This window comes from Ignatzschineria sp. F8392 (genome assembly GCF_002252045.1).
GTDB lineage: Bacteria > Pseudomonadota > Gammaproteobacteria > Cardiobacteriales > Wohlfahrtiimonadaceae > Ignatzschineria.
This window is the reverse complement of the sequence record NZ_NEFF01000003.1, coordinates 219,731-242,159: the sequence shown is the minus strand read 5'-3', so window position 1 is coordinate 242,159 and position 22,429 is coordinate 219,731. Positions and strand designations below refer to the sequence as shown.

General features: G+C 42.3%; 20 protein-coding genes and 1 tRNA gene. 1 reads left to right on the top strand and 20 read right to left on the bottom strand.

Annotated elements, in window-relative coordinates; translation table 11 throughout:
* The first annotated feature begins 467 nt into the window (after nucleotides 1-467).
* Nucleotides 468-1,355, top strand: coding sequence for a hypothetical protein (locus B9T19_RS07005; protein WP_094567908.1), 888 nt, complete (start codon nucleotides 468-470; stop codon nucleotides 1,353-1,355).
* A 224-nt stretch (nucleotides 1,356-1,579) separates the two neighbouring features.
* Here B9T19_RS07005 and B9T19_RS07000 read toward each other — a convergent pair whose 3' ends face one another.
* The 20 genes from B9T19_RS07000 to B9T19_RS06905 all read right to left on the bottom strand — a co-directional run bounded on the left by B9T19_RS07000 (nucleotide 1,580) and on the right by B9T19_RS06905 (nucleotide 22,376).
* Nucleotides 1,580-1,903, bottom strand: a complete 324-nt coding sequence (locus B9T19_RS07000; RefSeq protein WP_094567907.1) for a hypothetical protein — start codon at nucleotides 1,901-1,903, stop codon at nucleotides 1,580-1,582.
* Between the two features lie 354 nt (nucleotides 1,904-2,257).
* Nucleotides 2,258-2,914: a LexA family transcriptional regulator gene (locus B9T19_RS06995; RefSeq protein WP_094567906.1), complete on the bottom strand. Its 657-nt coding sequence runs from the start codon at nucleotides 2,912-2,914 to the stop codon at nucleotides 2,258-2,260.
* 217 nt (nucleotides 2,915-3,131) lie between these two features.
* The gene (locus tag B9T19_RS06990; protein ID WP_094567965.1) at nucleotides 3,132-3,395 is read right to left on the bottom strand and encodes a hypothetical protein; all 264 of its coding nucleotides are present in this window, start codon (nucleotides 3,393-3,395) and stop codon (nucleotides 3,132-3,134) included.
* Between the two features lie 337 nt (nucleotides 3,396-3,732).
* Nucleotides 3,733-4,362: an integron-associated HEPN domain-containing protein gene (locus B9T19_RS06985; RefSeq protein ID WP_094567905.1), complete on the bottom strand. Its 630-nt coding sequence runs from the start codon at nucleotides 4,360-4,362 to the stop codon at nucleotides 3,733-3,735.
* Between the two features lie 323 nt (nucleotides 4,363-4,685).
* Nucleotides 4,686-4,762: transfer RNA gene (locus B9T19_RS06980), tRNA-Arg, on the bottom strand.
* Between the two features lie 54 nt (nucleotides 4,763-4,816).
* On the bottom strand, nucleotides 4,817-5,683 hold the full coding sequence (locus B9T19_RS06975; protein ID WP_094567904.1) for a YicC/YloC family endoribonuclease: 867 nt from the start codon (nucleotides 5,681-5,683) through the stop codon (nucleotides 4,817-4,819).
* A gap of 171 nt (nucleotides 5,684-5,854) precedes the next feature.
* A complete protein-coding gene (locus tag B9T19_RS06970) occupies nucleotides 5,855-6,898 on the bottom strand; it encodes a M42 family metallopeptidase (RefSeq protein WP_094567903.1) in 1,044 nt (347 codons plus the stop codon).
* Between the two features lie 334 nt (nucleotides 6,899-7,232).
* The gene (gene gshB / locus B9T19_RS06965) at nucleotides 7,233-8,225 is read right to left on the bottom strand and encodes a glutathione synthase (protein WP_094567902.1); all 993 of its coding nucleotides are present in this window, start codon (nucleotides 8,223-8,225) and stop codon (nucleotides 7,233-7,235) included.
* A 102-nt stretch (nucleotides 8,226-8,327) separates the two neighbouring features.
* A complete protein-coding gene (locus B9T19_RS06960; RefSeq protein ID WP_094567901.1) occupies nucleotides 8,328-9,149 on the bottom strand; it encodes a 16S rRNA (uracil(1498)-N(3))-methyltransferase in 822 nt (273 codons plus the stop codon).
* A 161-nt stretch (nucleotides 9,150-9,310) separates the two neighbouring features.
* Nucleotides 9,311-10,093 (bottom strand): VacJ family lipoprotein, encoded by a 783-nt coding sequence (locus B9T19_RS06955; RefSeq protein ID WP_094567900.1) that lies wholly within the window; start codon nucleotides 10,091-10,093, stop codon nucleotides 9,311-9,313.
* 200 nt (nucleotides 10,094-10,293) lie between these two features.
* Nucleotides 10,294-11,067: an ABC transporter permease gene (locus B9T19_RS06950; protein WP_094567899.1), complete on the bottom strand. Its 774-nt coding sequence runs from the start codon at nucleotides 11,065-11,067 to the stop codon at nucleotides 10,294-10,296.
* Entirely contained in the window at nucleotides 11,060-12,004 is a 945-nt protein-coding gene (locus B9T19_RS06945) for an ABC transporter ATP-binding protein (protein ID WP_094567898.1), read from the bottom strand. The genes B9T19_RS06950 and B9T19_RS06945 overlap by 8 nt, the downstream gene beginning before the upstream one ends.
* Before the next feature lie 338 nt (nucleotides 12,005-12,342).
* Nucleotides 12,343-13,983, bottom strand: coding sequence for a 23S rRNA pseudouridine(2605) synthase RluB (gene rluB, locus B9T19_RS06940; protein ID WP_094567897.1), 1,641 nt, complete (start codon nucleotides 13,981-13,983; stop codon nucleotides 12,343-12,345).
* 151 nt (nucleotides 13,984-14,134) lie between these two features.
* The gene (gene plsY / locus B9T19_RS06935; protein WP_094567896.1) at nucleotides 14,135-14,737 is read right to left on the bottom strand and encodes a glycerol-3-phosphate 1-O-acyltransferase PlsY; all 603 of its coding nucleotides are present in this window, start codon (nucleotides 14,735-14,737) and stop codon (nucleotides 14,135-14,137) included.
* 115 nt (nucleotides 14,738-14,852) lie between these two features.
* Nucleotides 14,853-16,808 (bottom strand): ATP-dependent DNA helicase, encoded by a 1,956-nt coding sequence (locus B9T19_RS06930; protein ID WP_094567895.1) that lies wholly within the window; start codon nucleotides 16,806-16,808, stop codon nucleotides 14,853-14,855.
* 348 nt (nucleotides 16,809-17,156) lie between these two features.
* Nucleotides 17,157-18,503, bottom strand: a complete 1,347-nt coding sequence (locus B9T19_RS06925) for a pitrilysin family protein (RefSeq protein WP_094567964.1) — start codon at nucleotides 18,501-18,503, stop codon at nucleotides 17,157-17,159.
* Between the two features lie 35 nt (nucleotides 18,504-18,538).
* Nucleotides 18,539-20,107 (bottom strand): pitrilysin family protein, encoded by a 1,569-nt coding sequence (locus B9T19_RS06920; RefSeq protein WP_094567894.1) that lies wholly within the window; start codon nucleotides 20,105-20,107, stop codon nucleotides 18,539-18,541.
* Between the two features lie 84 nt (nucleotides 20,108-20,191).
* Nucleotides 20,192-20,914: an SDR family NAD(P)-dependent oxidoreductase gene (locus tag B9T19_RS06915; RefSeq protein WP_094567893.1), complete on the bottom strand. Its 723-nt coding sequence runs from the start codon at nucleotides 20,912-20,914 to the stop codon at nucleotides 20,192-20,194.
* 135 nt (nucleotides 20,915-21,049) lie between these two features.
* Nucleotides 21,050-21,739, bottom strand: a complete 690-nt coding sequence (gene ubiG / locus B9T19_RS06910; protein ID WP_094567892.1) for a bifunctional 2-polyprenyl-6-hydroxyphenol methylase/3-demethylubiquinol 3-O-methyltransferase UbiG — start codon at nucleotides 21,737-21,739, stop codon at nucleotides 21,050-21,052.
* On the bottom strand, nucleotides 21,732-22,376 hold the full coding sequence (locus B9T19_RS06905) for a CvpA family protein (RefSeq protein ID WP_157957419.1): 645 nt from the start codon (nucleotides 22,374-22,376) through the stop codon (nucleotides 21,732-21,734). Before B9T19_RS06905 ends, ubiG begins: the two co-directional genes overlap by 8 nt.
* Between the last annotated feature and the right edge of the window lie 53 nt (nucleotides 22,377-22,429).

Below are 22,429 nucleotides of genomic sequence, written 5' to 3'. Positions count from 1 at the left end.
CGATGAGGCGAGATTGATCTAAATCAAATAAATTCCTACCACTGTAGCAGAGCATTTTTAAAGTAGAAAGAGGTGCCGGCACTCTTTTTTCAATGGAGATATTTCTAGGAGATAAAGGCGTTATTATTATGCAGATATCGTGTAGGTATCGGACAGATATTGCGCAGAAGCTTGATCGATGTAGACTTTCCCCAGGGGAATCTTTCTATTTAAGCGCTGATTATCTATAATATGTAAATATTAATGCAAATTAATAAAGAAAAGTATTAGAAGCAGAAGTATTAGAAACAAAAATATTAGAAACGAGAAGCGGAATAGTTGTAGAGATTAGATTAAGGGCAGTGATCGGTCCTTATAAGAGTGAATGATTGCTGAAGATCGAAGGAGCTCTCCATTGAATAGAGGAGCAGTATTTTGATCTTTGATCTCTACTATCCCATTGTACTTAAGATAAAAGGCAAAGAGAGATGAAGAAAATCGCAATAGTTGTAGGGTTAGTATTTGGACTTGCCGCATGTGGTGATCATGATGAAACCTACTATATGAAGCACCTCAATAAAGCCCAAGATATGGTCAAAAACTGTGAGAAGCGCCTCGATAATGCTCGCAAAAAGGGAGGCGATAAAGGAGTTGCACTTGTGGAGAATGATCAAGCTTGTATCGCTGCACAGAAAGCATTAGACCAAGCTGCATTAGATCAAGAGATGGAGCATTTTGCTGAGATCGAAGCGAGACTTGAGCGTGAACATGGTGAAAAGAATTGGCAAGAAGTTCTCTCGGTCTATGATGCAATGGCCTGTAATGAAGCGACAACTGCACATGAGAAGGTTGAGTGTAACGCTTTCAATAAATTGGTAAAGAACGCAAAGATTGAAGGGAAGAAAGTTCTTTTTGAAGAGAACTTAGATAATCTCTATCGTCATGAGCACCAATTTTGTGGCAAAAATCCAACAGAATCGACACTTTGCCAATTATGGAAAGATGTGCGAGATGAGAAGAGCTATGAGATGTTAATACCGCTCTCATTGATGGAGCTACAAGCGATTCATCCACAGTTTTGTGCTGAAAGCCATGCCGCGACGGCAGATTGTGATATCTGGAAACGCGTTTGGAAAGAGAAAAATAATCTTGCAGTTGAGCAATATAAGCAGGATCGAGCGCTCTTTATCTCTGGATATAATCGTTGTGTAGATCGTATGGCGAAAGTTGACCGTAATAGTGGTTTAACTGCTACTGAGAAGCGCAATGCGAAGCGTAAGATTAGAGAGACAACGCCTTGCTCTCAAATTGAAGCGGCCTTTATTGAAAAAGGTATGGGAAGTAGCACCAATTTTGGAAAGCATATTGGAGAGTAGTAGGATTCAATAGTCGACTTTATAGTAGAGCGAATAGGTGGGGCGATAATTGCTTCCTTATTCGTAATCATTTGAAAGCGACTTAATCCATCTAGCTTACTCTTTAATAGTAGATGGAAACCATCGTAGGTTGTAGAAAACCCAAAGAGGCTGACATTCTATTTGTCAGCCTCTTCTTATTGTGGTGTAAAATTTTAGTGTGCGCTTAGTGGCATCATTCGGAATTATGCTGCTTCTTTCCTGAGTAGGACGAAAGGAACAGGAGAGTGAGGTTCTCTATTTTGGATCAATTGATGCCGGCGATTAATCAATTTTTGAGCGTGATAGAGTGCTTCAGTTAATACTTTTAGCTCTTTGCGTCTCCAAAAAGGTGCTTTTTGTAGCTGGATCTCTGCTTTTGTGATCTTCTCGTCAATTGCCTTGGGGGTTTCAGCACTAAATTCATTGGCGATTAATAAAACATTGTTAAAATGGCGCTCTCTCTTAATACGAAGATTCTCTTTTTGGCGTTGAGTCAGCAATAAGTTTAATAGATCGGTCAATAACATCTCTCTTCTCCTTTTAGTGACGCAGTTGAGCTCTCTTAGAATCGACTTAATCACTCTTATCTGTTTTTGCAGTTAGATCATGTGGGGATCTTTGATGTAATAAATATTACATTTATGTAATGGTTATTGCAATACATATTTGTAATATTTCTGCTGGAACTTTTACGGTTTTAGATGCTGTAATTGTAACTCATTGGAATAAAAGGAGAATATATTGAGTGCATCGTACATTTAAAAGTGGTGGATAAAGAGTGAGGTAAAGAGAAATAGGAGAATGATCAATCTTATTGATGCAATGAATAGATCAAACGATCGGACGCTTGAATGAATCGAGCGATATCTGCTCTCTAATTATTAGCAGATATCAACCCATTTTCCGATCACAACACCATTGATAGAGGCATTTCCACGAATCTCTATCGGCTTATCGCCCCAGTTAGGATTGAGAGGGATAATATATTTTTTACCATCTGGTTCAATGACCAATTGTTTGAAGGTAGCGCTATCACTCCCTTCAAGTGTCACGATGATGCATGATTTGTTTTCCGGCATCTTCGCGGGATCGACAAAGATAATATCGCCATCTTCAAAAGAGGGGCTACCATTAGGATTCATCATACTAATGCCGGAGACTTTAAGAGCAAAAGTCCCTTTACTATGGGGTGCAGGGCAGGGAACCCATTTAATGAGATCATCTGCTGGAATTTGGCCGGCATCACTAAAATGACCCGCTGCAACCCAAGAGATCACCGGGATCATTCCTTGTAGCGCGGCAGGATTGATAGGAACATCGGGCTCTTCCGTCTGCTCGAGATACATATTGGGCATCTCTGCTAACTCTTCGATGGAACGCGCTTTTCGCTCCCCAAAAACACGGCGACCATTAATAAGGGCCGAGAGCTCACCTTGATTCATCCCGGTCTTCTCAATAAAGGCAGCTTGTTTTCCCCCGTAATAGCGATCAATCCATGCTTTTAAGTTTTCTGCTCTAATTCTTGCTGCTTCTTTCATTTTTAACACCTCTCTAGTTAACACATAAATGTAAATTATATAGTTGCAATGGTCAATCAATTGCGCACTCAATTACATAAATATAATGAAATGGAGGGGAATTAGATGGTTTTGCTGTGAAAAGGGGAGATAAAAGAAGCATTTTAATGGTGAGATGGTGCTTTGAAAATGCTTAAAACTTTAAGAAGAGTCGATCGATAATGAATTAGATCGTTTTTTATTTTTTACGAGATTGGTTTCGTTGTTTCCATTCTCTTAATTCTTGAGGAGAGATATCTTCAGGATAACATTTAGGCGCATAACCGCCTCTTTTGTTATAAGCACTGCGTTTTCCGCAACGACTACCATTTTTAGCTGAATTGTAGGGGCATGGACAATTTCCAGGATAAGAAGCGATAGATTGTTTAATAATGATGTTTTTAATCTCATCATCACTCTGCGCGAATGCAAAGCTTGAAAGAGATAATAGAATGATGAACATGAAAGATGTTGTCAAAACCTTCATGTATTGCCTCTTATATCAGTTGATTTGAATTTTTAAACTCTCTTGTTAATATTCTATATTTATATTTAAAGAAAACAATAATTTATAAATAATATTTACATTAGAGCAATAAAGCTTCAAAAATATTGTAATTATAAAAAGGTGTGGGTTTATAAAGTGATATGAAAGAAAGCTATTAGTCATTGCGATTAATAGCTTTTTCTTTTGGTAGAATAATCACTGCCGTGGCGCTTATGCTACAAGAAGTAGAGCGAAAACATCAGCATAAAGTGATATAGGTAGAGAAGAGTCTCAATCGAGGGGGTATTTTGTTTTAAGGTCTAACTAAATTTATTTTTTTTTGTAGCTCGCGTCCAAGCTTGCTGATTATACATAAAAGCCCGTTGCCATTTTTTTTCCCATGAATATACTCAAGCGAGTCTAGAATACAGTCAATAGATGTATTGCTGTTATTCAACATTTTAAGTTTTAATGCCTTTTCTAATGTGCGAGTTAGTTCCAAACATGATGGAAACTCTTTATCTTTATTGAGCGGATGGACTGCATAAGTATTTCTATATTCTTTAATATCCTCCAAGTAATACTTTTTTTTAAAATTTTTTAAATTTTCCGCGCTCTCTATGGAAAGACTGTTTAGCAGTCTACTGATATCCTTAGCTTCAATTGCCTCAGACACTTTACATATGCCTATAGCGATAGTGTTTAGTGCTATTCTTAGAGATGCATAAAAAACAAGAGCCTCGTTTTGGGGTAGAGTATTTGGAGTTTTGTCTTTGTTATTTATCAAATTTTGAATAGATATTCTTATTTCATGAGATACATCTTGAATATAAAAATAAAATCCTGATAACCTCTGCTCATCTTTCCGAGTAATTTCGATCTCCATATTTCCTCCTTTTTGTATTAGATAGCGAGATCCCCGCCTCTTTAAGCGCTCTTTCATTATTCTCTTTTGTGTCACATTTGTCTATGAAGTCTGCCAGGAATGACATTAGATCTTTTGAAAATAGTTAAGATTCTTTTGGCTAAGTAGATGATAGAAGCCTTATGTTATATGGAGTTATAGGGCCATTTTTTGAGTGTTAGTACCGTAGTTTACGGTATAAATGTAAATAGAGTGTTTGATACCGTAAAATATGCCGTAAAAAGTTCAGTGAGTAAACGAAACAGGATAAAACAAGAATTAACTCTGATCTTTGAAAAGGCAGTAAAAAAGCGGTTTAATGAGAATTAAGTTAACTCTATTAAACCGCTTTAAACACTAAATGGCGCGCCTAAGAGGAATTGAACCTCTGACCTTTGGTTTCGGAAACCAACACTCTATCCAACTGAGCTATAGGCGCTTTAAAGTGAGCTATTATAACATTGAATAGAGATGATGGGAATAATGTTTTCGCTTACTCGATGTTTTGAATCTGTTCACGAATCTGCTCAATTAATACTTTGAGGTCAACACCGATCTGTGTGAGGATCACATCTTGTGACTTTGAGCCTAAAGTATTCGCTTCGCGATTGAGCTCTTGGGTAAGGAAGTCGAGTCGGCGTCCTACCGGCTCTTTGCGATTGAAGACATCTCGCATCTCTGCAATATGTGCCGTTAAACGATCAATCTCTTCATCAATATCGAGACGTTGAGTGATATAGACAAGCTCTTGTTCAAAGCGTTGCGGATCATGTTCGATCTCTAATTTCTCTAATCGAGAGAGGAGACGCTCTTCAATCTTCTCAATCGCGATCGGACGTTGCTCTTTAGCTTTTTCAACTAATACTTCCATCTGGCTGAGGCGATCGAGCATCATCTCTTTCAATCTTTCACCTTCACGCTCTCTATTGGCTAAAAAGGCGATAATCGCGTGATCAAAGAGCTCAAATAGCTTCCCTTTAATCGATTCGGCATCGAGAGAAGTAGGGCGCATAACGCCGGGAAGTTGAATCAGCTCTAGCGCGGTAAGTTCCCCTTTTTTTCCTAAAAGGGCATTTGCGCTCTCATGGATCGCTAAGATCTCTTTTGCAGCTTGTTCATTAAAGGTAAGATGATGGCTCTCTGCATCATCAAAGTTGATACGGATACCGACCTCAACCTTTCCGCGAGATACTGCTTTTTGCAAACGCTCCCTCAATTCTGGCTCTAAAGCTCTTAAGAGCTCCGGCATCTTGAAAGTAGGGTCTAGATAGCGACTATTAACACTGCGAATCTCAAGATTCAATTGGCCGATATCGCTAGTTGTGGTTTGGCGGGCAAATCCCGTCATGGAACGTAACATAATTATCCTTTATTTTTTAAGCGGTTCTATTTTTTTACTGATGGATTACCATCTATTCTATTTCTCTATCTTCACTCATCAGTGATCAACCATCAACCATCAGCCATCACCTTTCGATATTTGATACTCGATGATTGATATTCGATAGCCGATGATTAAATAGTGGTATCACTAGTCGATCATCTCTGCAAAAACATAAGCTTTGAGCAGATCGAAGGTGGCAATCATCGAATCGATATGTGTTCGCTCTTGTGCATGGGAGGATTCAATACCTGGGCCAATTAAAGCATGGCGAATATCATATCCGGCACGAATTGCCGCAGAAGCATCGGATCCATAGAAAGGGTAGATGTCGACTTGATGTGGAATCTTATTCTCTCTTGCTAAGGTGATCATCTGATTTGTGAGAGCATAGTGATAGGGCCCTGATGAATCTTTTGCGCAGATTGAAACGGAGTACTCATCGGTTGTCTGCCCATCACCTATTGCCCCCATATCAACAGCGAGATACTCCACGACCTCTTCAGGAATAGAGGCATTTCCACCAAAACCGATCTCCTCATTATTAGAGAAGTAGAAGTAGAGCGTATAGGGAGGGATTTCAGCGGTTGTGAGCCACTCAAGGAGAGAGAGAAGTAGGGCGACGCTCGCTTTATCATCAAGATGACGAGATTTAATAAATTGGCTCGCTGTATATTGAAAGCGAGGGTCGAATGAGACAAAATCTCCCGGCGCAATCCCTAGCTCAAGCGTCTCCTCTTTAGAGCGACTCTTCTCATCGAGGCGTACTTCAATATGGTGATCATCACGGGGAAGCTCTCCCGCTTTTTGATAGACATGGACGGAGGTCTCATGCATTAAGATGGTACCGGTAAATGTTTTGCCATCTCGAGTATGGATCTGGCAATACTCCCCCTCTACTGCATTCCAGTTAAAGCCCCCAATTTTTGTCAGTTTTAAGCGACCATCACTCTTAACCTCTTTCACCATTGCCCCTAATGTATCGACATGGGCTGTCAGGAGGCGTGCTCGATTCTTCTCTTGACCTTCTACTTTGGCAATAATCGCCCCTTTATTGGTTATCTCAATGGGGAGATCAAACTGGCTTAACTCACTAAAGATTGCCGCAAGAGCCTCTTCTGTATAGCCTGATGGTGAGGGGATATTGACGATTTTTTCTAAACGTTGAAGTAGCGATTGGAGATTGAGTGACATACGATTCCTTCTATCAAATAGAGAGAGTTAATTAAAATTTGGGTAAATTAAGATAATTTGAGATGAGTTGAGATAAATCGAAATGAATCGGTAAGTGCAGAGATAGATATCGATATGATCGGCATTCTATCTTTGCTCCTATCTTTTTCTATTTTGACCTATTTTAATCTCTATTGATCTCTATTGATCTATCTCGATCTTGATATTTTAGATAGCCCTTATATCGAGGGGTAGCATAGATTTGAACTCTATGAGCGCCATGAACTCTATTGAAATTGAGTTTGAATAGCGTTCGAATGACGCTTGAATAGAGGTTAAATAATTGGTCAAATAATTACGCTCTACTTTTTCGCTCTTGCCAGAGATTGAGCAGCGCTTCGATCAGATCACGTCCTAAAAAGGATCCTGTCTCTGTATCAATTTGGCGAATACCGGTTGGGCTTGTGACATTAATTTCGGTTAGATAATCACCGATCACATCGAGTCCCACAAAGTAGAGCCCCCGTTTTACAAGCTCAGGCCCCAACTTTTCACAGATGAGACGATCATTCTCAGAGAGGGTTTGAACAACGCCTGTTGCGCCGGCAGCAAGGTTTCCACGCGTCTCATTTGCCGCAGGAACTCGGGCAAGAAGGTAGGGTGCTGGAACGCCATTGATGAGGATAATCCGCTTATCACCCTTCTTAATCTCTGGAATATAGCGTTGAACCATAATGGAGGTCTGATTATGCTCCGTCATAGTTTCAAGGATCACATTTAAGTTAGGATCATTTTCTGTCACACGGAAGATAGAGCTTCCCCCCATGCCATCGAGCGGCTTAACGATCGTGTCGTGATGCTGGGCGATAAAGGCTTTGATCTTATCACTCTGGCTTGAGACCAAAGTAGGAGGCGTTAACTCTGGGAACCAAGCGGTGAACATCTTCTCATTACAATCGCGTAGTGAATCAGGGCGGTTGCAGACAAAAGCACCTTGACGCTCCATCAACTCTAAGAGATAGGTGGCATGGATATAGTGCATGTTGAAGGGTGGATCTTTACGTTGAAGGACAATATCATTCTCTCCAAAGATGATATTTTCAGCCTCATCTAGTTGATACCAATCCTCAAAGCTCGCAAGTTCTCGCTCATTTTTGAGTTTTAAATTGATCTTCTGTGCCGTTGTTTGGACAGCGCCATCTAATAGGTAGATCGATTCTTGACGGCTATAGTAGATGGGGAGTCCTAAACTCACTGCGCCCATCATCATGCCGATTGTTGTATCTTTCTGTGCGGGAAGGGACTCAATAGGGTCCATAATAAAGATAATTCGAGCTTCTCTTGTCATAACGTTCCTTTTGCGGGTTGAAATCCCATCTCATAATATCGATTGGGTTATTTTACCACTTTCTCACCAAGAGTGATCTTCCGCAATGCTACACGCTCCTGTTTAATCAAATTCTTCATGGGTTTGGAGATATTCATCATTTTCAATCTCGATCGTTCGTTCTGCTGCTTCACTCCAATCGCCGATAATTCCTTGCAGTGTGGAGATCACGGAGAGTGCTGCTGTTTCAGTGCGTAAGATTCTAGGTCCTAACGTCACGCTATGCGCCCCCGCTTTCTGAAGTAATTCAATCTCTTCATCACTTAATCCCCCTTCAGGGCCAATGATAAAGGTGATCGATGCCGGCATTGTCTCGCCATCTTCTAGATCATTAGATAGAAAGTTCCCTAGACTCTGTTCAGCCGTAGGGGAGAGCGTAATGAGCAGTGACTCCTCTTCAGAAGCGTGATTTTCGATCCACTCTTTAAGCGCAATCGGTTCATGAAGTTGTGGGGGAATATTGAGCCCGCACTGTTCACAAGCAGCGGTGATGATCTGGTGCCAACGTTCGAGACGTTTTGGTAATTGCTCCTTTTTCAGGTGAAGAACACTTCGCTCTGTCACAATAGGTGTGATGGAGTGCATGCCGAGTTCACTTCCTTTTTGCAGCACAAAGTCCATCTTCTCCCCTTTGACAAGGGATTGTAGGATATTGATTTTGATACAACTCCCTCGATTGATCGGATTATATTTTTTAAGACGAACGGTTAAGTGTCGTTTTGTAATTTCGATGATAATGCCATGATATTCGCCACCTTCACCATTGAAGAGTACGATAGAATCACCCTCGCGATGGCGTAAGACACGGACAATATAGTTATAATCCTCATCTTCTAAAATAATATCGGCACCAATAGCTAAGGGTTGATTGACGTAGCGACGCATGAAGACTCCTTTATCGCTTGAGTTAAATTTTTAAGTGAATTTTTAAGTGAAATTTCACGTGAAACTTTAAGTAAAGTTTTGAGTGAAATCGGAAAATGAAAGGCGCTTAATCAATCGACTAAATTGACTAAACGCCTTCTAAAGAGCTTGTAGAATGCTTTCTATTGATTTCTTTGACGCGCTAACTCTGCAATCGAGAGTCCTGCATCTTCCTCATCATCTTCATAGAGTGATTCACGTTCATGAGCTGACTGAATATATTTCACACCATGATTTTTAAGTTGTTGGTTTCTAAATTGAAGATACGCTTCACGTTGAAAGACATAAGGGTCGAGTGCTGCAGTTGTTGTCACCGACTCAACATCGAGAAGTTTACTCCGAAGGTCGATTCCTCCGGCAACTAAAACGCCTAAACTGACCCAATCATTAAAGGCATAAGCATAAGGAGTTGCAAAGACATCGGCAACAACACCGACAGTATCGCGGGAAGTTGATGGGCCGATCAACGGAACAACAAAATAGTTACTATTAGCCCACCCCATCTTGGCAAAAGTAACGCCCATATCATTCTTCTGTTTAGGGGGAAGATTAAAGAGTTCTGTAACATCTACTAAACCTAAAAGACCAAAGGTTGAGTTGAAGACAAAGCGGTGGAGACTCTCTAATGCGGCAACAGGTTCACCTTGCGTTAAGTTAACAACGGTATAACGTGTGTCTGCTAAGTTTTCAAGGGCATTACTAACGCCGGTACGAACTGTTTTAGGAACGACCTTAACGTAGCCTTTAGCAACAGGCTTTGCGATGGCATTATCGATAGCGGTATTGAACTCATAAGTCGCTCGGTTATAACCTTCATAAGGGTCATAAGGATTAGGAGGATTGCCGGCACAGGCCGCAATAATCCAAGCGCAAGAGAGCGTGAAGAGGAGTTTTAGATGTTTCATAAAAAAGTCTCAAATCAGAAAAGTAATTCTAGGTAATCTCTATTGAATCTCTATTGAATCTTATTCAACGTTATCAGATCCTTATTGATTGATCGTTACAAGAATGCAGTGGTGATAAGAATGAATATTTGTAAAAGAATTTTAAAAGAAATTTAACTTACAATTCTACCACTTGCGATCTTGAAACGATATCGATCCTGTTATGATTTTAAGCCCGTTCCTTTATGTAGCAGATAGTAAGCGACTGAAAAGAGAACGATAAAAAATCCTAAAAGTAGCGTAATCGCCGTAAAGATATTGATATCGGAAACTCCTAAAATACTATAACGGAAGGCACTCACCATATAGAGTACCGGGTTAAAGTAGGAGATATTTTGCCAAAACTCAGGTAAGAGAGAGACTGAGTAGAAGACACCCCCAAGATAGGTCAGTGGCGTTAAGATAAAGGTGGGAATAATAGAGATATCATCGAAGCTTCGTGCGAAGATGGCATTAATTAAGCCGGCAAGCGAGAAGACGAGCGAGGTGAGGAGGAAGATGAGTAGCATCAGAAGGATATTATCGATCTTCATATCGATAAAGAAGAGCGCCACAATGGTGACAATTCCACCAACGGCCAATCCTCGGGCAACGCCCCCCATAACATAGCCGGCAATAATCACAATATTAGGAACCGGTGCTACTAACATCTCTTCAATATGGTGAGAGTACTTTGCACTAAAGAAGGAGGAGACAACATTGGAATAGCTATTGCTAATCACAGTCATCATAATTAATCCCGGTGCGATAAATTGGGCATAAGTAACGCCATCCATTGCACCAACACGATCCCCAATCACCTTACCGAAGATAAGGAAGTAGAGAATAGTTGTGATGAGTGGCGGAAGCAGTGTTTGTGGCCAGATACGAACAAAACGATAGATCTCTTTTGTCAAAATAGTATAAAAAGCGATCCAATAAGCGCGGTTACTCATCTTTTGCTCCTGTTGTTTGTGGTTCATTGGTAATGCGAAGGAAGAGCTCCTCTAAACGATTTGCTTTATTTCGCATGGTGTCGATCTTAATATTTTTAGTATTGAGCCCCATAAAGAGATCATTGATCGTATGTGGCTTGGTGATCTCCGCCTCTAAGGTCATAGGATCGATGAGCTTCAGCTCAATTCCTGGGATTTGTGGTAGTTCTGTTGCCGGCGCACTTAGATCGAGAATAAATGATTCTGATTGTAACTCTCGGAGAAGGGCACTCATTGAGCTCTGCTGAACAATCTCTCCATGATTGATAATGGCGATATTTTTACACATCTGTTCTGCCTCCTCTAAATAGTGAGTGGTCAGAATAATAGTTGTTCCGGCAGCATTGACCCGCTTCATCAGCTCCCAGGTCTGTCTTCGAATTTCGATATCAACGCCGGCAGTCGGCTCATCAAGAATAAGAAGACGAGGATTATGGACTAATGCTCGGGCGATCATCAAACGGCGCTTCATGCCTCCTGAGAGTTCTCGCGCCATCACTTTGGCTTTATCCGTAAGATCTAATAATTTGAGTAACTCTGCAGTACGTTTTCTTGCCTCACTGCGAGGAATGCCTAGATAACCCGCTTGATTGATAACAATCTCTTCGCAAGGTTCAAAGGGATTGAAGTTAAATTCTTGTGGTACTAAGCCGATCATCGACTTTGCTAGATTGCGATTTTTTTGGGTATCGATCCCAAATACCTCAACATGGCCAGAAGTAGGTTGTACCAGATCGGTAATAATACCGATAGTGGTGGATTTTCCGGCGCCATTCGGTCCTAATAGCGCAAAGAAATCTCCCTCTTTAACTTCTAAGTTGATCCCTTTCAGGGCGACTTTCCCATTTTGATACTGTTTTTTTAGATCTGTTATCTTGAGTGCTAATGGCGTTGACATAAACGATCCTCATTAGTTTGTTCGATGATGGCGATCTTGATACCGATCTTGACACCAATTTTGATACCAATTTTGCTATTAATAGTAACACTAAGGCTAATATTAATATTGTTATCGAGGGCGACTGATCTGATGCTTATCGGTTAAAATCGCACTATCTCATCGATTGTTATAGGTGAGTAGATGTTTGAGAGATCATTCTATTAGATATTTTTAAGATCTCTTCTCAAAACTTAAAACTTTGAAATTTAAAACTTTGAAACTTAGAGAGCGCTAGAAATAAATAAAGACCTCCTGCAATGCAAAAGATCTTTATAAGATATTCCCGCTATCTGGGGCTATGAGCGAGATCGGCGGTCAGAATCGCGATTCCCATCCCGTTTGAAGTCTCGACCAGAATCTCTGCCTCTTCCTGCTCCGCGTTGACCTTCGTTGCGGTCGTGGTTAAAAGAGCGTGTTTCTGAACGATTGTGGCGACGCGAATCTTGTGATCCAAAGCTACGATTATCGCGCTCATCTCTCTGGCCACGGTTATCACTACGACCGAAGTTACTACGTTCACCGCGATCACTCCGCTCGCCACGATTGGTACGATCTCCACGATTATCAGGGCGATCAGATGAATTACGGCGCTCAAAACGATCATTGCTACGACCGAAGTTACTACGCTCACCACGATCACTGCGCTCACCACGACCTGCGCGATCTCCGCGATTGTCAGGGCGATCAGATGATCTGCGATCGAAACGATCATTGCTACGACCGAAGTTACTACGCTCACCGCGATCGCCACGATTGGTACGATCTCCACGGTTATCAGGGCGATCAGATGAATTACGGCGCTCGAAACGATCATTGCTACGACCGAAGTTACTACGCTCACCGCGATCACTGCGTTCGCCACGATTGGTACGATCTCCACGATTATCAGGGCGATCAGATGAATTACGGCGCTCGAAACGATCATTGCTACGACCGAAGTTACTACGCTCACCGCGATCACTACGCTCGCCACGATTGGTACGATCTCCACGATTATCAGGGCGATCAGATGAATTACGGCGCTCGAAACGATCATTGCTACGACCGAAGTTACTGCGCTCACCGCGATCACTACGCTCGCCACGTTCATCACTTCTTGGGCGCGGACTGCGACTCAATTCACGACGGCGCTCCTGAACACTACCGATACGGCGTGCTTTTGTTCTTTGACGCTCTTGCTTCTCATCGAGAACAACGTGTTGATGTTCAAGACCGACAGACTCAACTAACTCTTTTAAGACTTCTGGGTCGATATCGATAAATTGGCCTTCACGTAATCCCGGTGGTAACTCCACATTGCCATAGCGAATACGGATAAGACGAGAGACCATCAAACCTTGGGATTCCCAAAGGCGACGAACCTCACGGTTTTTCCCTCCTTTGACGGTGACGTGATACCAGAAGTTTGCACCTGTACCGCCTGACCAGAGAATCTCTTCAAATTTAGAGATACCATCTTCAAATTCGATACCATTACGCATATTGTCAGCCATCTCATCGGTAAATTCACCAATCACACGTACGGCATATTCACGTTCTAATTCATGAGAGGGGTGCATCAAACGGTGCGCGAGCTCACCATCATTGGTCACAAGGAGCAATCCTTGTGTATTAATATCGAGTCGTCCTACCGTAATCCAACGGCCATCGCGAATAGAGGGAAGACTCTCAAAAATTGTGGGGCGACCTTCAGGGTCATGGCGCGTTGTAATCTCACCGACAGGTTTGTAGTAGATTAAGACACGGCGCTCTTGTTCGCTTTTGTCGATAGAAATTCGGCGATCATCTAGGTGGACACTCTCTGTCCCATCTATTTGGCAACCGAGTTCAGCGACTTCGCCATTCACCTTAATGCGGCCTTCGCTAATCCAACCCTCAATCTCCCGGCGTGAACCAAATCCTAGGTTCGCTAAAACTTTCTGTAAACGTTCTTTCATGCTGTCCTTAAAATAGGAATTTTCAATTAAATAGGTCTTATTATAGCCGATAGAGCGGCTGATTTATAGTAATCATTTTCTCTCTCCGGTCAGCTTTGGCGCTTACACTCTCTGTTGATTCTATTTTGACCTCTCTTGAGAGTTGTTTGAGCTATTTTTTAGCTTTAAGTTTCCCCTCTTCACCTCTTAACAGGCGCTCAATATTGCTTTTGTGGCGGTAGATTAAAAAGAGATCCATAAAGATCACCGCCCCAACGATCGCTGTTGGTGCGTTAAAAAAGAAGAGGAAGAAAGGAACAGAGATTGCCGCGGTTAATGCCGAGAGGGAGGAAATTTTACTGATAAAGAAGATCAGTAGCCATACGCCAAAAGCGCAGAGTGCGACAAATGGATTGAGCCCTAAAACTGCTCCAAATGCTGTAGCAACCCCTTTACCCCCTTTAAAGCCGAAAAAGAGCGGGTAGAGATGTCCTAAAAAGGCAGCAACGGCAACCAATGAGATAACGATCGCAGATTGTCCTAAAATTTTTGCTAACAAGACCGGAATTAAACCTTTAAGGAGATCTCCTAAAAGCGTTAGTGCGGCAAGTTTTTTACCTCCGATGCGCATGACATTAGTTGCGCCGGGATTACCTGATCCTTCTGTTCTAGGGTCGGGAAGACCTGCAAGTTTACAGAGAATAATGGCCGATGAGAGTGAGCCGATAAGATAGCCGGCAACAATCAGGAAGAGTCCTAGAAATGTGATATTCATGGGATGAAACCTCTATGGGAAAAGGGGGTAATATCGATAATGGGGTGATATCAGTAATAACTATCGGTAATATTTATTGGTCTATTGGTCTATTTTCTCTCTTCTAATCTCCTTTTTATCCTCCTTTTTTATCCTTATCTCTACTTTCGATATAATCAAAAAATCGGGAGATTCTCTCCGGTTTTAAGGTTTTTGTCATCGGAGGAAGGCTATCGAGGAATCGTTTTCCATAGCGACTCTTAGAGAGGCGGGGATCAGCAATCACCAGTAATCCATAATCATCGTGATCTCGAATAAGGCGCCCAACACCCTGTTTGAGCGCAATAATTGCTTTGGGAAGCTGATAAGTATTGAAAGGATCATAACCTTGTTCACGAATGAGATCCATCTTTGCTTGCTCAATGGGGTCACCGGGAGAGGCGAAGGGGAATTTCTCAATAATAACGCAGGAGAGCGCATCTCCTTTCACATCGACCCCTTCCCAGAAGCTCATTGTTCCTAAAAGAACACCATTGCCGGACTCTTTAAACTCCTCAATGAGTTGCATTTTAGGGAGATCACCCTGTACAAAAAGAGGATAATCGGTCTTGCGACCTAATAGCTCTTTCGCTTCATTGAGCGCTCGGTAGCTTGTAAAGAGAATAAATGCTCGCCCTTTAGTGACCTCTAAAATGGGAATAATGGCATCGATCATCTCTGGGAGAAAGCGTGGATCGCTCGGTAGTGGAAGATGATCAGGATGGTAGAGCAGGGAGGTTCGAGGATAATCGAAAGGGCTCTCTAACTTGAGTGTATTCTTTTTCGATAAACCTAATGGGCGGCAAAAATAGCTAAAATCATCTTTGACCGCTAATGTTGCTGAGGTGAAGATCCAGCTAGCATTGAGTAGACCACTATTTTTCCGAAACTGTTCAGAGATATCGAGTGGCGTTGAATGAAATGTAATATTGAATGTGTAGGTCTCAAGCCAGTTAATCGCATTGATAGAATCAGGGGTCTTCTCACTTAAAAGGAGAATTTTCCAGGTCATTGTTAGCTCTTCTAAGCGATCGATCAGTTTAGCAAAGATCTGTGCCCGAACTTTGAGAGGATCAACAATCTGTAATAATGTTTTAAGAATCTCATAGATCTCTTGGTAGAGATTGGTAATGATGGGATTATCTGAAAACTCAGTTAAAGCATAACGCTGATTATATTGTGGCAGTGCTTTACGCAGTTCAGTAAGCGCTTTAAAGAGCGCATCCGCAGCGGTATCGTGACCACTGAAATCGGGAGCATCGACCGCAATGGCTTTATTGAGATCATCAATCCAATCATGAAATTGTTTCGTAGAGATCTGGGTGCTAAAGAAGAGTCCGGCAGTCTCTGCAAGTTGATGGGCTTCATCGATAATAATAATGTCCGCTTCGGGAAGAAGCTCCCCAAAACCATCCTGTTTCAGTGCTAAATCGGCACAAAGGAGATGATGATTGATAACGACGATATCTGAGTCCATCGCTTTTTTACGCGCTTTAAAGACAAAGCACTCCTCATAGTCAGGACATTCATTATGGAGGCAGTTTTCAGTGGTTGAAGTGACTTGAGACCATAATTCATTCTCTGTAATGCCGGAGAGCTGTGTGATATCGCCGATAGGATCTTGTTGGGAGAAACGCTCAATTCGGAAAAATTGTTCAACCTGCTTCTTATTCTCAAAGCGACCGCGTGCGCGTAGTGTCTTTGTTCGATAGAGACAGAGATAGTTACTGCGTCCTTTTAAGAGAGCTGTGGAGATAGGGTGTTTAATCACCTTTTTAAGGAGTGGAATATCCTTCTCATAGAGCTGATCTTGAAGATGCTTCGTTCCGGTAGAGATGAGGGTCTTCTTTTTAGAGAGAAGTGCAGGGACGAGATAGGCAAAAGTTTTCCCCGTTCCCGTTCCCGCTTCGACGATTAGAGTATCTTGCTCCTCAATGGCAAGCGCAATCGCTTCTGCCATCTCAATCTGCTCATCACGAGGCTGATAGCCATCAATCACGCGGCTTAATGCCCCATCTTGGGCGAAAAATTGGGTAATATGATCTCTATTCATAAGATTTTGACTCTACCGTAGGTTTGATCTGAGGATAAGAGGAAACTATTGTAACGTTTTTTTCTGGGAAGCGGGAGGTAGTTATCAAAGGAGGAGAAGTTCAATCGAGCGATTGGGATAGCACCATGCAGAGAGAGAGAAGATGTGAAGATAAATATTGGGGGGAACTAATCAATATAGAACAATGTTACTCTTTGTGCTGAGCTATTATTACTCAATTTCCGAGAGGCGCATTCTTATGGGGAGGGTTAACAATATAATAGGGCTATCCCAAAACTTATCCACAGCTTGTGGGGATAAGAGGGGATAACCCTATTTTGTTAATAAAAATCCTCTAAAGCCTCAATATTACTGGTCGTTAAAGGGTTTTCTTGTCTCTTTATCGGGAGCGACATATCCACCGACGATCACAGTGGTCATCTCCTGGGGGTTGACATGACGTTTAAAGGCTTCCTGAATCTCTTTAGGTGTAATTGCTCTCACTTTTTCTGGTAAAGTCTCATAATAATCGAGTGGTAACCCATAAGTTGCAAGATTTAAGATGGCATAGGCTAACTTAAGATTACTATCGAGATCGAGAACTAAAGAGCCGATATAATTATTTTTGGCACGCTCTAATAGCTCTGCATCCGGACCTTCATTGATAAATTGATTGACGACTGCTTTCGTCTGAGTAATCGCCTCTTCAACGCTCTCATTTTTAGTGGAGAAGCTAATAGTGAAAGGTCCTTCGTAAAAATTGGGTGCAAAGCGGCTATAGATACCATACGTTAACCCCTCTTTTTCTCGAATTGTGGTCATCAAGAGCGAAGTTAAGCCACTGCCACCTAAAAGATGGTTACCGATCATTAAAGGGAGATAATCGGGGCTAAAACGATCGATAGCGGGCTGGCCCATCATCACTTGTGTCTGCGGGCTATTGTAATATTGCTCATAGGTGAGATCCATAGTGACGGGCTCAATCTGTGCCATAGCAGGATGAATCTCACCAGAACCTAAAATTTGGCTAATTTTTGCGGCAATTTTCTTCGCTTCCTCTTCAGAGATATCCCCGACAAAGATAATCTTTGCACCATGCGCATCGTAATATTGTTCCTGGAAGGCTTTCACATCACCAAGGCTCATCTTTGCAAGAGCATTTTGTAACATCTCTGATGTTGCACCAATCACGCTATTAGGATAGAGCGCCGCGTAGTAGAGCTCATTTGCAATCGCAGAGGGATTATCAAGGCGTGCTTTTTGACTATCGATCGCTTGGGCAACCTCTCTTTTGAAGACTTTTTCATCAAAGCGGGGAGATTGCAACATCTCATAGAGAATCTCTAATGTTGAGTTAAATTGTTGCTCGCGACTCAATGAGCGAAGCGAGAAGAGGGTGTGGTAAGTAGAGCTTGAAGCGTCTATCGAACTCTGTAACTGATCGAGTTTTAATAGGAGCGCCTCCTCATCGAGCGATTGTGTTCCAGAGGTGACCATATTGGCAGTCATTGCTGCTAAACCATAGCTATCGCCTTCACGAATCGATCCTGCCTCTAGTGAGAGGATTAGGTCCACCATCGGAATTTCAGGTGCATGAAGGTAGTAGACTTCAGCACCTTCATCGGTACGCCAAGTCTCAACATCAGTTGCAGCCTGCGCGATTACGGTGCTAAAAAGCGCAACTGTGACGAGGAGGGTTGTTATTAACTTTCTCATAATCTTTCTCATTATCATTCCTTTCTAAAGCAGCATTAGATAGCGGTCTCTTGAGTCTCTTGAGTTTTGCTCTTCTCTGAAGGTGAATTCTCTTCAGCGCTCTCGACCGTTTTAATGTTGATCTCCCTGTCAGGCGTCGCCCCGTCGGATATCGCCCTATCAGATGTCTCTACATCGGATATCTCTACATCGGATCTCTCATCTCTCTTTGCTGGCGAGTTTTTGATCGTCGTTTGTTGCGGATGGAGCGTTGCGATCGTGGCTTGCTCCTCATTGAGATATTTTTGGGCCACTTGTCGAATCATCTCTGGTGTTACCTTTTTGAGACGCTCAACACGATTCTCTGCATTTTGCCAACCTTCACCTGTTGTCTCTGCTTGTCCAATTAACATCGCTTGGGATGCAACAGAATCTTTACTGTAGATATTACCTGCTTCATAGAGGCCAATAATGCGTTCAATCTCCTCTTCTGAGGCTAATTCATTTTGAAGAAGTGCAATCTCCTCTTTTAAGGCCTGTTCTATTTGTGCAAGAGAGATCCCTTCTGCCGGAACCGCTACAAAGGTGAAGGGTGTTGTATAGCGCGCTCCATAGTTGTAGTAGCTACCTGCTTCTAAGGCGATCTGCTCATCGCGGACTAAACGCTTAGGAAGGCGGGATGAGGAGGTACCATCTAAAATGAGTGAGGCAAGGAGAAGAGCATCGGCCTCTTGATTCTCTGTGGCATCAATTTCATTGATACTAGGGACTTTATACCCCATAAAGAGAAGGGGCATATTAGCGGGAATCGCAAGGTCGATCCGCTTCTCACCCTGTTGTGCAACTTCAAAGTTGTAAGGACGAGTAATATTTTCACTCGGTGGAATCTCTCCAAAATATTGCTCAACAAGTGCGATCGTTTTTTCTGGATCCACATCGCCGACAATCACTACCGTTGCATTATTGGGTGCGTAAAATTGTTGATACCAATTCGCAAGGTCTTCTAAGGTCCATCCTTCAATCTCCGGCATCCAACCGATCACCGGATTACGATATGCACTTGTGGTAAAGAGATTCGCATTAAAAGCTTCATAGAGTTGTGCTTGAGGATTGCTATCGGTGCGTTGACGACGCTCTTCTGCAACAACAAGTCGCTCGGGGGCAAAATCTTCAGCGCGTAACTCTAAATTTTGCATGCGATCAGCTTCTAATTTGAGCGCTGTTTCAAGCTCCCATGCCGGCAGATTTTCAAAGTAGGCGGTATAGTCAGTAGAGGTAAAAGCATTATCTCGCCCACCAAGATTAGCAATAATCATCGAATGCTCATTAGGACCTAAAGTGTCGGTTCCTTTGAACATCATATGCTCTAACATATGGGAGATGCCGCCTAAACCACGGGGTTCATCTACCGATCCTACTTTATACCAGACCATCGAAGTGACAACCGGTGCACGATGATCTTCTCTGACGATCACTTTTAAACCATTATCGAGCTCAGTTTCATAGGTGTTATCGATAATACGTACTCTTTCGGTTGCTGTTTCGGCAATAGCGATGATTGAGGAAAAAGAAAAAGCGGCAATAAAGAGAGTTGCCGCTTTTTTGAGAGGGTGTACTTTTTGCATCGTCTCCTCCTAATAGAAGATTGGATTAAAAATTGAGATTGATGATTAATGGGATGGGCAGATTGCCCAACACTGCAACACTATTTACTCAACGGTTAAGGTTGTTCCTGTTACAAAGGGTTGTTCGGGATCATTAAGTTGCCATACAAGATCGATCACCTTACGCAACTCTTTAGGATTAGGCGCTCCTTCCGGCATAACACTCATTCGAAGGGCAGAGTTGATGCAGACAGGATCGATCGAGTTGAAGGCGATCTTCTTTTCTGACTCATTCTCAAGTGCAAAGATCTTCATCATGGTCTCTAACCCTGCTTTAGCAATGGCATAGCTCCCCCAATAGGCACGATCCCCTTTGGCAACCTCATCATGGGTAAAGAAGATGACAGAAGCGCGATCTGATTGATCAAGAAGTGGCAACATGGCATGTGTTAGGAAGTAGGGTGCGTTGAGAGTAATATTGAGCCCATGATGCCATTTTTCAGGGCTGGTATGGGCAAGGGGAGTTAAGTAACCGAGATTGATTGCCGCATGCACAATACCATCGAGCTTTCCAAACTCTAACGCTAAGTTTTGAGCAAGATTGTAGTAATCAAGATCTTCTACTTTTAGAAAGTCCATTGTCACAATAGCAGGTTCTGCTCCCCCTCGGTTGACAATAATGTCATAGATGGGATTGAGCTTCTCCTCTTTTCGGCCCATGAGGATAATGGTCGCACCTAAATCAGCGAGACGAAGTGCTGATTCTTTCCCAATTGCGCCAGAAGCACCGGTTACTAAAATGACACGACCTGTTAATGGTTTTGACATATAAAAATCCTTATTAAATCCCTTGATTAAATCTATTAAATCTCTTATTAAATTGTTACCTGATTTAATTTTAGCGTTCGGTATTAGCGCTATTGCAACTTTCAAGATGCGGTCATCTTTCTCACCAATGATGAGTTACGCTTTCGTTGCATAGAGCAGATAATTCATACTCACATCATCGGTAAGTGTTGCAATGCGAGTGAAAGGGTTGTAACTCATTCCTTCAATCTTTTTAACTGTTAAACCATAGCTTTCACACATCTCATAGAGCTCTAAAGGGGTAATGAGCTTGTTATAGTCATGGGTTCCCTTTGGAACAATGCGGAGGATGCTCTCTGCGGCGAAGAGCGCTAAGGCTCTCGATTTTAAGGTGCGATTGATGGTTGAGAAGAAGATATGCCCACCTGGTTTTAACATTTTGCTTGCAGCTTCAATAATAGCGCTTGGGGTAGGGACATGTTCGAGCATCTCAAGACAGGTGATGAGATCAAAAGATTCATGATGCTCTTCGGCAAATTCTTCAGCCGTGATTACTCGATAATCGATCTTAAGATGATTCTCTTTCGCATGCGCTTTAGCGACAGCAATGGCATTAGGTGCCATATCGATGCCGGTCGTTTTGACATGTCGTTTTGCTAAACCTTCAGCGATGATGCCGCCACCACAGCCGATATCGAGTGCTTTAATGCCGGCAAGATCAACAAATTGCTCAATAAACTCAAAACGGGTAGGGTTGATGTCATGAAGAGTCTTTAATTCTCCTTCACGATTCCACCAATCTTGATCGTTAAACTTCTCAATTTCTTCGTGTGATACATTACTCATTACGGGTAGCCTCCTCGCGTAGGCGCGTCATCTGTTCGATCGCTGCTTTTTGCGCAGCCTCTTTTATGCTATTGCTGTTTTGCTGAGCGGCCCCTTTGGCGGGCTCAATCACAGTGGTGTTAATGCTCTCTAAAAAATTCTCAGGAATCATTGATGCTAGTGTTTCCGCCCAAGAAGAGGCCATGCCGGAAAACTTCGCATTTTTCCAATACTCACTCTCTTTAAAAGGCGATTCAATAATAAAAAGGGAGATAACGGCAACAATAAAGATCCCTCTTAAAAGACCAAAGATCGTACCAAGGAGGCGATCAGGCCAGGAGATACTCAATTTTCGCAGTACAAAAGTGATAAGAAGATTGACTAAACCTAAGATGATCAAGAGGGCAATAAAGGTGATTGCAAAGCTGATAAGATCGCCAAAGATCGACTCATCACCACTTAAAGCATTGGCGCTGCCACCAAAGAGATTAGGGAGCATCTTGCCGACATCTTGATAGTAGAAGACGGCTCCCATAAATGCTAATACCCAGACGATCAATGAGAGCGCTTCTGAGATAAAGCCTCTAAAGAATGCCACAATGACTGAAATAGCGATGATGGCAATAATAACGGCATCAATAATGGTTGATATATCCACGTTAATGAGCTCCTAGTCTAACTGTTTTTTTATGGGCAGATAGTGCTGATACT